This window comes from Pilimelia columellifera subsp. columellifera (assembly GCF_039532605.1).
Classification (GTDB): domain Bacteria; phylum Actinomycetota; class Actinomycetes; order Mycobacteriales; family Micromonosporaceae; genus Pilimelia; species Pilimelia columellifera.
This window is the reverse complement of the sequence record NZ_BAAARY010000045.1, coordinates 1-7,122: the sequence shown is the minus strand read 5'-3', so window position 1 is coordinate 7,122 and position 7,122 is coordinate 1. Positions and strand designations below refer to the sequence as shown.

Sequence of the window (7,122 nt, the reverse complement as noted above, 5' to 3'; positions counted from 1 at the left end):
TGCGAACTTCGTGGTGTTCATCTACGAGGGTGGTGACGGGGCGAACGAGCCCTGGTCGGTGGACAGCTACTTGCTGACTGACACAGACCTGCCCCAGGTTTGGCGTTGGCTGCGCCGGAACCTGCCAGTCGATTCGTGCTGGTCGCTCGGCGTCGTGGTGGACCCGGCGTATCCGACGCCCGAGTCGAAGGTGAAGGTCGATTGGATACTTGGCGCCGACGTTCTGAACGCGCATCCGCACCACCGGTCACCCTCTGACCAGACTGTGGCGGAGGAAATGCTGGCTAGGCGAAATGGGCTGACTCTGCCGTAGATGGCGGCACGCTCATGCCGATGAGCGGGCGTGCGGAGCCGATCTGGTTGCGTCATAACTCCCGGCGGGCAAATATCTGCGGTGGTGTTCGTCTGCCGCTCGGGCACCCGTCAATCGACGTCGGAGAGGCCCAGGAGGTCACGGAGAGCTGCTTTTCCGTTCGGGGTAAGCCGCACCGCCCGACCGGACCCGATCCGGGCCACCCAATCGTTGCCGAGGAACGTCTCACACAGCTTCGCCCCGGCCAACCCGGCGAGGTGCTGCCGCCGCTCCGTCCAGTCGAGGCATCCGCGTGCGACTGGTCGGTTGCCGGGCCGTAGGTCCTCGGGGCTCAGCCCAAGCGTGTCGGTGAGCCAGGCCAGGCCGGCCGCGGTCAAGGCGAAACCGCCGGCCTGGTCCAGCAATCCCGCGCGGGTCATCGCGTCGGTCACCGCCACGCCGAGCCGTCCGGCGAGATGGTCGTAGCAGGTGCGGCCACGTCGCAGGGCCGAGTCGGCCGTCACCGCGCGCAGCCCTCGCGGCGTGGCGGGGCGGTGCTCGATCCGGGCCGTCAGGTCCTCGAGAAGCTGCGCGACGGACGCGCCGGCGAGCTGTACGTATCGGTGACGACCCTGGCGTCGCTCGACGAGCAGCCCGCCGTCGATGAGGCGGTGCAGGTGCTCAGTCGCCGTGGAAGGCGCGACGCCCGCGTGCGCCGCCAACTCGCCCGCGGTCCACGCGCGGCCGTCGAGCAGCGCGAGGCACATTGCGGCCCGGCTCTCGTCAGCCAGCAAAGCCGCGAGCGACGCCAGGTCGGAGGCTGAGGTCACTTGCCAAGCCTAGGTCGTTTCCTTTCGGCCGCCGCCGAACGATCCCGGCCGTACCTTCGCTCCATGCAGCAGATCAACGGCCGCGACGCCGCCTTTGCCGTCCTGAACGACCCGGCCTTCGTGGTGCCGCCGGTCCCATCCGGGCCCGCCGGAGTCGCCTGGCTACGCGCCACGGTCGGCCGGTTCAGTACCGGAGAGGCCCACGAGCGCCGGCGCGCGTTGTCCATCGCGATCCTGGACGCGATCCCGCCGGAGTCCCTCCGAGGCTACGGCCCGATGCACCCGGTGGCGGTCCTCGCCAGCGAGATGGGCGTCGACAAGCCCGTCGTGGACCTCATACGCGATGTCGCGCAGGCCTACCAGCCCGGCACCGGCGACGAACCCAGGGCGGACGTGGCGGTCGCCCGGCTGGTTGCGGTCTTCGGTGGCGTCTTTGACGAGCCGACCGCAGCCCACATCGGGCTACTCGTGCAGGCTTGCCAGGCCACCGTGGCCATGACCGAACGGGCCCAACACCGCCCCGTTGACGACGTGTTACGCGACGACCCGCCGGTCCCTGCGACCAAGCGGCAGGCGCTCGTCAAAGCCATCATCGGTGACGTCACGGTCGAGGCCGGCGAGGTGGTGCAGGTGCGGCTGGCAGGCGATCTGGCATTCGGGGCTGGGCCACGTCGCTGCCCCGGACGCGCACATGCCCTCGCGCTCGTCGAAGGAGCCCTCGCATGAAGGACTTCGCCGCCCTGCACCGCAGCGGCGACCCGCTTGTCCTGCCGAATGTGTGGGACGTCGCGTCAGCCCGGTGTCTGGTCGAGGCCAGCTTTCCCGCACTCGGCACCACCAGCCTTGGCATCGCGGCCGCAGCCGGCCTCCCCGACGGCGCGGGCGCCGCCGACGCCGAGACGCTGCGCCTGACCCGCGCCCTGGCGAAGCTGCCGGTACACCTCACCGCCGATATCGAGACCGGTTCGGTCGGCACCGCGATCGCCGTGGCCGCGGCCGGCGCGGTCGGCGTCAACATGGAAGACACCATGGGACCGGCCGAAGCGCACGCGGCATTGATCCGATCAGTGAAGCGGGAGGTCCCGCAACTGTTCGTCAACGCCCGGACCGACACCCATTGGCAGCGCCCCGGCGACCTCACCGAGACCCTACGTCGGGTACGGATCTACGCGGACGCCGGCGCCGACGGGGTATTCATTCCCGGCCTGGCGGAGCCGGCCGATGTCGCCGCCGTCGTGGCGACGGTCGACGTACCGGTCAACATCCTGTTCCTACCCGGCCGGCACACCGTCGCCGCCCTGGCAGAACTGGGCGTCCGACGAATCAGCACCGGCTCCCTGCTCTTCCGCGCTGCCTTGGCGGCGTCACTGAATACCGCGGAAGCCGTCCGCGACGGCCTCCCCGTACGACCAAACCTGCCGCCCTACAACCAGGTCAATACCTGGTCGACGGCACAGTGACGCCAACGGAACCAAACCTTCTACAAGCAAGATCGACCATCCGCTCATGCCGCGACCAACCGCGTCCGCCTGAGGCAAACGTGAGCCACGTCGTCGCTTGGGCTGTATGCGGCCCGGCCTGGCCTGGGCTGCGCCCGAGGGTTCGTCCGGGGGCAGTGTTGTGCCTACCCGGGATACGCGGTGACGAGTGAGCCCGTGTAGCTCGATCCGAGTGCGGTGACAGTCACCCGCTGCGGCGGTGCGCTGGATCCGTGCCAGTACGGGGCGGGGATGCTGACCTGGTCGCCCACAGCCACCGAGATTCCCGGGGGCATGGCGTAGGCGTAACCGCGTTCCACAGTCACTATCTGCCGGCCGTCAGGCGTGCGTTCTCGATGGTTGCGGCTGGCCGTTTCGCGAGCCTCGGCCTCACGTAGCTCGCGCTCGGCTTCCCATCGGGCGGCTTGGCGGCCGTGTTCTTCACCGGCCCGCATGCCATCGCGGTAGCCCTCCCAATATGCCGCTTCGGTTGCGCGCTCCAGCTCGGTGGCGTGGTTCTGACATCCTGCCGTCCGGTTACTGATCCTGCGGTTCCAACATGGCGTCCCCGCCTTCGTGGGACGGCCGCAGGTCATGTCCTCCACCGAGGGTCCTATCTACGTCATGGTCCGAACATAAGCAGTCTCGCCGAGTGATACTACGCTCGGCGATCAGATTCGAGCTGGGAATGTTCCCCTGCCGCCTCCTTGCGTGGCCACTGTCGGCGTAGTACGGCGTCAGCTTGGTGGAGATGGGGAAACCGAGCGGATCTCGTCGAGGACTCAACGGTTTGAACGGGAGCGGACGGGAGGATTTCGTCGGGGCGCACTCATCCGCCGATGGCGCGACGTTTGCAGTCGCCGTTTCAAGTGCTCGTGTTGGTGGGGCGTCGGGTGGGTAGAGGTCGGGCGGGCGGGCAGCTTAGGGGTCTGTGGTCGGCGTAGGTAGCCCTTGGCGGTTACGGTGGGGACATGTTGAACGATCTTGGTTGGGGCGTCGCGTGCCTGTTTGGCCTTGGCGGGGGGATGAAATGACCGCTGATCCTCAGGCGATGTTCGTTGTCGAGTTTCCCTGTGATCTGTTCTGCCGCATCGAGGTTGATCTGAAGGGTGAGAGCAGTCAGGTCACGCTGCGGCAGCTGCGGGAGAAGGCTGACGGGATGCACCGGCGGGTGCACGAACCAGAACTCGCCGTGGCTGGCGTGGCGATCTCCGATGAGGACGCAGCGGGGCGCCCCTCGAGCACGGTTTTCCTTTCCGCACCGGGGCGAAGCGGTGACCGGCGACGATGATGCGCCTTTTGCGGCGATCCACGCGAAGTAGCCGGACTCCGCCGGGGCGGGTCCGCGCGCCACGGGCGGGGAGCGGCGAGCACCTACGACGAACGGGCTTTCGAGAACGCTGACCTGTTCCGCTAAACCAAGCAACTCTCCCTGTCAGGCGCCCCACCGGCGCGACGACCCCTACGCGACCCCCACCCGGGCTGTCGATCACGCTCCTGCGATGTGTTGCGGCCGGTAGGGCCCGGGCGTCGCCGTCTTGATACTTCGCGGTTCGGCGATGACGACTCGGTGAGGCCGGCTTCGACGTGGACGTTGGTGCCATGCGCCATGGTGTGGTGACGACCGCCTGCCCGAGTCCGGCCGTACTCGATCCAGTCTTGGAGCGGTTGACCTACGTCAACGAAGACACCGGGGCAGCGGCAGCGGGTGGGGAAGCCGGCTGAGCAGGAGCCTACTCCTGATCGGTCAGGTCACCGGCCACACCGAAACGATGCTAGCGGCGACGAGGCGATAGATGAATGTCATCGGGCGCCGCCGGGCCCTGTTGATCGCGTGCCTGAACGGCGGCGGCGGCGTACGGCGTCGGACCCCGTACGTCCCCGAGGGGGTTGCTCCAAGAACCTGGAGCCGGATGGTTCGGCATCCGGGTCCAGATGGTGGGGGTGGGGTGTCAGGGCCAACGGAGTACGCCAGGAGCGGTGATGGCCGGCAATTCCACTGGTCGGTGGTCGGTGGTCGGTGGTCGGTGGTCGGTGGTCGGGGTTGGTAGGGGTGACGGTCTGGTGTGGACGGTGTGGCGCTGGGGCTCTATGGTTAGTTACTCATGTAGCGAACCATAGAGCCAAGAGGTGGCTGTGTTCGATGAGCGGAGCCCGATTTACCGGCAGATCGCTGAGCAGATCAAGACTGATGTGTTGCGTGGGGTGCTGGGGGCCGATGAGCAGATCATGTCGACTAACCAGTACGCGACGTATTACCGGATCAATCCAGCGACGGCCGCCAAGGCGTTTCAGCAGCTCGTTGACGAGGGGATGCTCTACAAGCGCCGAGGTATCGGGATGTTCGTGAGCGCTACCGCCCAGCAGATGTTGCGCGCCCAGCGCCGCGAGCGGTTCTTCGCTGATGTCGTTCAGCCGATGGTTGCCGAGGCGCACGCGATCGGGATCCCGGTAGTCGACATCGTTGAGCACATCCAACAGTCGGCCGAGGCCAAGGGGGAGGCGCAATGACGTTGACCATCGAAGTGAGCGGTCTTCAGGTGCGGTACGGGGAGGCTGTCGCTCTTCACGATCTCAGCGTGCGGCTGCCTGGCGGGAGGATCTATGGCTTGCTGGGCCGCAACGGGTCCGGCAAGACCAGCTTGTTGTCGACGCTCGCCGGATTCCGCAAGCCGTCCGCGGGTGCGGTGGTCATCGACGGGCAGCCGGTATTTGAGAATCCTCAGATCACCCGGCGGGTATGTCTGATCCAAGAAGGGGGCGGTGTCGGTGACGACACCGACACGGTGAAGGACGCTGTGCAGGTCGCGCAGCGCCTACGGCCGGGCTGGGATGCCCAGTACGCGGCCACTTTGATCGATCTGTTCGAGCTGCCGTTACGGAAGCGGATCGGCGAGTTGTCGCGGGGGCAGCGGTCCGCGTTCGCAGCGACCGTCGGGTTGGCCTCGCGCGCCGCTGTGAGCATGTTCGACGAGGCGCACCTGGGCATGGACGCTTCGACCCGGCAGGCGTTTCAAGACGAACTGCTACGAGACTTCATCGCCAGACCCCGCACGATCATCATCTCCACCCACCTGGTGGAAGAGCAAAGTCCCCTGTTCGAGCGGGTCCTGATCCTGCGTGAAGGCCGGCTGCTGTTGCACGAGGATCTGGACGAGCTGCGTGCCCAGGGCGTGTCGCTGACCGGACCCGCCGCCACGGTCGACGACGTCGTCGCTGGTCTCACCGTGCTGAACCAGCAACAGCTCGGTCCGACGAAGTCCGTCATGGTGTACGGCGCGCTCGATGACGCGCGCCGCGCCGCCGCCGAAGCCGCCGGGCTCGAACTCGGCCCGGTCGCCGTGCAGGACCTGTTCATCCACCTCACCGAGCCCACGGGAGCTGCCCGATGAACCGGCCCGCCCGGCGATGGCCGATCGCCTACCTCCTACTCACCACCCATCTGCCGTTTCTGGTGTTCTGTCTCGCCGGCCTACTGGTGGTGGCCGGATTGGTGCTCGGTGGGGTAGCCGTCTTCGGCGCCGTCCGCATCAGTGCCCTCGACGTCGGCGGTCAACTTCTACGATGGCTCGCGCTCGGCTACGGCTACTACCTGCTTCGCACCATGCTGCCGATGGTTCTCGTGCATGGGCGCACACGCCGGGAGTACCTCTGCCAGGTTCCGGTGTTTCAGCTCATCACCACCGGTGTGCTGGCCGGCGCGACGACCCTGGGGTACGCGGCGGAGTCGCTGCTTTACCGTGCCGCCGGTTGGCCCCACCAGCTTGCCGAGGCCCGGCTCTACAGCGACACCACGGATCATCTAGTGATCTTCGCGAGCTACTGGATGATGCTGCTGGGTTGGATGGCCACCGGCTCGTTCTTGGGCGCTGCGTTCTACCGCCTGCGGGCCGGGGGCGTGCTGGCCTTACCCGTCGCCCTGCTGCTGCTGGCGGTGAATGGACTAAGTAACGGCGTGCTGAGTCTGCCGTTCATCAAGCTGGACCTGCTACCACAAGACCTCGGCGTTCCCGCAGCTCTCACCCTGGGCGCCGCCAGCACGCTCGTCGCTGTGGGCTTGTGCTGGTTGCTCGCCCGCGACATGCCGCTTCGGACCCGAACATCATGATGTCGGCGAAAGCGGCGGTGCAGAACATGTAGGCCGCGGCGAGCGCGGGCGATCATCGCGCGTCCGACGAGCCCAAAGGTGTGTTGAGTAGGCCACCAAGGCAGCCGCGTTCTCACCCTTAACGGCGGGGGTGTCGTGGGTTCGGGCTGCGGTGGTGACGTTGCGGTGGTGGGCGGGGTGTTGGCCGGGTTGGTTGGTTTCGGGACTGGTCAGCGCCCGATGGTCGGGTTCTGCTTGTTGAGGCGGTTGGTCCACCCTTGTGCGGTGTGGCGGGGCACGTTGTAGTGGTCGGCGATTCCTGCGGCGGTGCTGATCTGCTGGTACACGGCGGCGAGGTCGGCGGGCATCTTCCGGTAAACCCGCCCAGCCCCAGCCCCAGCCCTGGTTTTGGTGGCTGTTGTTGCCTTCTTGCGG

The 7,122-nt window shown here is 67.2% G+C and carries 9 protein-coding genes and 1 pseudogene; 7 read left to right on the top strand and 3 right to left on the bottom strand.

Annotation, left to right across the window (positions count from 1 at the left end):
* The coding region (locus ABD287_RS17990) for a hypothetical protein (RefSeq protein WP_344174662.1) at window positions 1–313 on the top strand (313 nt) is incomplete at its 5' end.
* 110 nt (window positions 314–423) lie between these two features.
* Here ABD287_RS17990 and ABD287_RS17985 read toward each other — a convergent pair.
* Window positions 424–1,122 (bottom strand): ArsR/SmtB family transcription factor, encoded by a 699-nt coding sequence (locus tag ABD287_RS17985; RefSeq protein ID WP_344174660.1) that lies wholly within the window; start codon window positions 1,120–1,122, stop codon window positions 424–426.
* 63 nt (window positions 1,123–1,185) lie between these two features.
* On the opposite strand from ABD287_RS17985, the gene ABD287_RS17980 reads away from it, so the two are divergent.
* Together ABD287_RS17980 and ABD287_RS17975 are read left to right on the top strand one after the other, a co-directional pair.
* The gene (locus ABD287_RS17980) at window positions 1,186–1,848 is read left to right on the top strand and encodes a hypothetical protein (RefSeq protein WP_344174658.1); all 663 of its coding nucleotides are present in this window, start codon (window positions 1,186–1,188) and stop codon (window positions 1,846–1,848) included.
* On the top strand, window positions 1,845–2,582 hold the full coding sequence (locus tag ABD287_RS17975; protein ID WP_344174656.1) for an isocitrate lyase/PEP mutase family protein: 738 nt from the start codon (window positions 1,845–1,847) through the stop codon (window positions 2,580–2,582). The genes ABD287_RS17980 and ABD287_RS17975 overlap by 4 nt, the downstream gene beginning before the upstream one ends.
* Before the next feature lie 164 nt (window positions 2,583–2,746).
* On the opposite strand, the gene ABD287_RS17970 is transcribed toward ABD287_RS17975, so the two are convergent.
* Window positions 2,747–3,205 carry a hypothetical protein gene (locus tag ABD287_RS17970; protein WP_344174654.1) on the bottom strand — a complete coding sequence of 153 codons (459 nt, stop codon included), beginning with the start codon at window positions 3,203–3,205 and terminating at the stop codon, window positions 2,747–2,749.
* 446 nt (window positions 3,206–3,651) lie between these two features.
* Between ABD287_RS17970 and ABD287_RS17965 the strand changes: the two genes are divergently transcribed.
* The 4 genes from ABD287_RS17965 (at window position 3,652) to ABD287_RS17950 (ending at window position 6,708) form a co-directional block, all read left to right on the top strand.
* A complete protein-coding gene (locus ABD287_RS17965) occupies window positions 3,652–3,891 on the top strand; it encodes a hypothetical protein (protein WP_344174652.1) in 240 nt (79 codons plus the stop codon).
* Window positions 3,892–4,730: 839 nt separating this feature from the next.
* Complete coding sequence (locus ABD287_RS17960; RefSeq protein WP_344174650.1) at window positions 4,731–5,111, top strand: GntR family transcriptional regulator; 381 nt, start codon at window positions 4,731–4,733, stop codon at window positions 5,109–5,111.
* Window positions 5,108–5,992: an ATP-binding cassette domain-containing protein gene (locus tag ABD287_RS17955; RefSeq protein ID WP_344174648.1), complete on the top strand. Its 885-nt coding sequence runs from the start codon at window positions 5,108–5,110 to the stop codon at window positions 5,990–5,992. Before ABD287_RS17960 ends, ABD287_RS17955 begins: the two co-directional genes overlap by 4 nt.
* Window positions 5,989–6,708: a hypothetical protein gene (locus ABD287_RS17950; RefSeq protein ID WP_344174645.1), complete on the top strand. Its 720-nt coding sequence runs from the start codon at window positions 5,989–5,991 to the stop codon at window positions 6,706–6,708. The genes ABD287_RS17955 and ABD287_RS17950 overlap by 4 nt, the downstream gene beginning before the upstream one ends.
* Window positions 6,709–6,917: 209 nt before the next feature.
* On the opposite strand, the pseudogene ABD287_RS17945 reads toward ABD287_RS17950, so the two are convergent.
* Window positions 6,918–7,122, bottom strand: a pseudogene (locus tag ABD287_RS17945) (hypothetical protein); the annotation flags it as partial.

Coding starts and splice junctions, on each gene's coding strand:
- ABD287_RS17975 (WP_344174656.1), top strand. CDS start 1,845: ATGAAGGACTTCGCCGCCCTGCACCGCAGCGGCGACCCGCTTGTCCTG.
- ABD287_RS17955 (WP_344174648.1), top strand. CDS start 5,108: ATGACGTTGACCATCGAAGTGAGCGGTCTTCAGGTGCGGTACGGGGAG.
- ABD287_RS17980 (WP_344174658.1), top strand. CDS start 1,186: ATGCAGCAGATCAACGGCCGCGACGCCGCCTTTGCCGTCCTGAACGAC.
- ABD287_RS17965 (WP_344174652.1), top strand. CDS start 3,652: ATGTTCGTTGTCGAGTTTCCCTGTGATCTGTTCTGCCGCATCGAGGTT.
- ABD287_RS17950 (WP_344174645.1), top strand. CDS start 5,989: ATGAACCGGCCCGCCCGGCGATGGCCGATCGCCTACCTCCTACTCACC.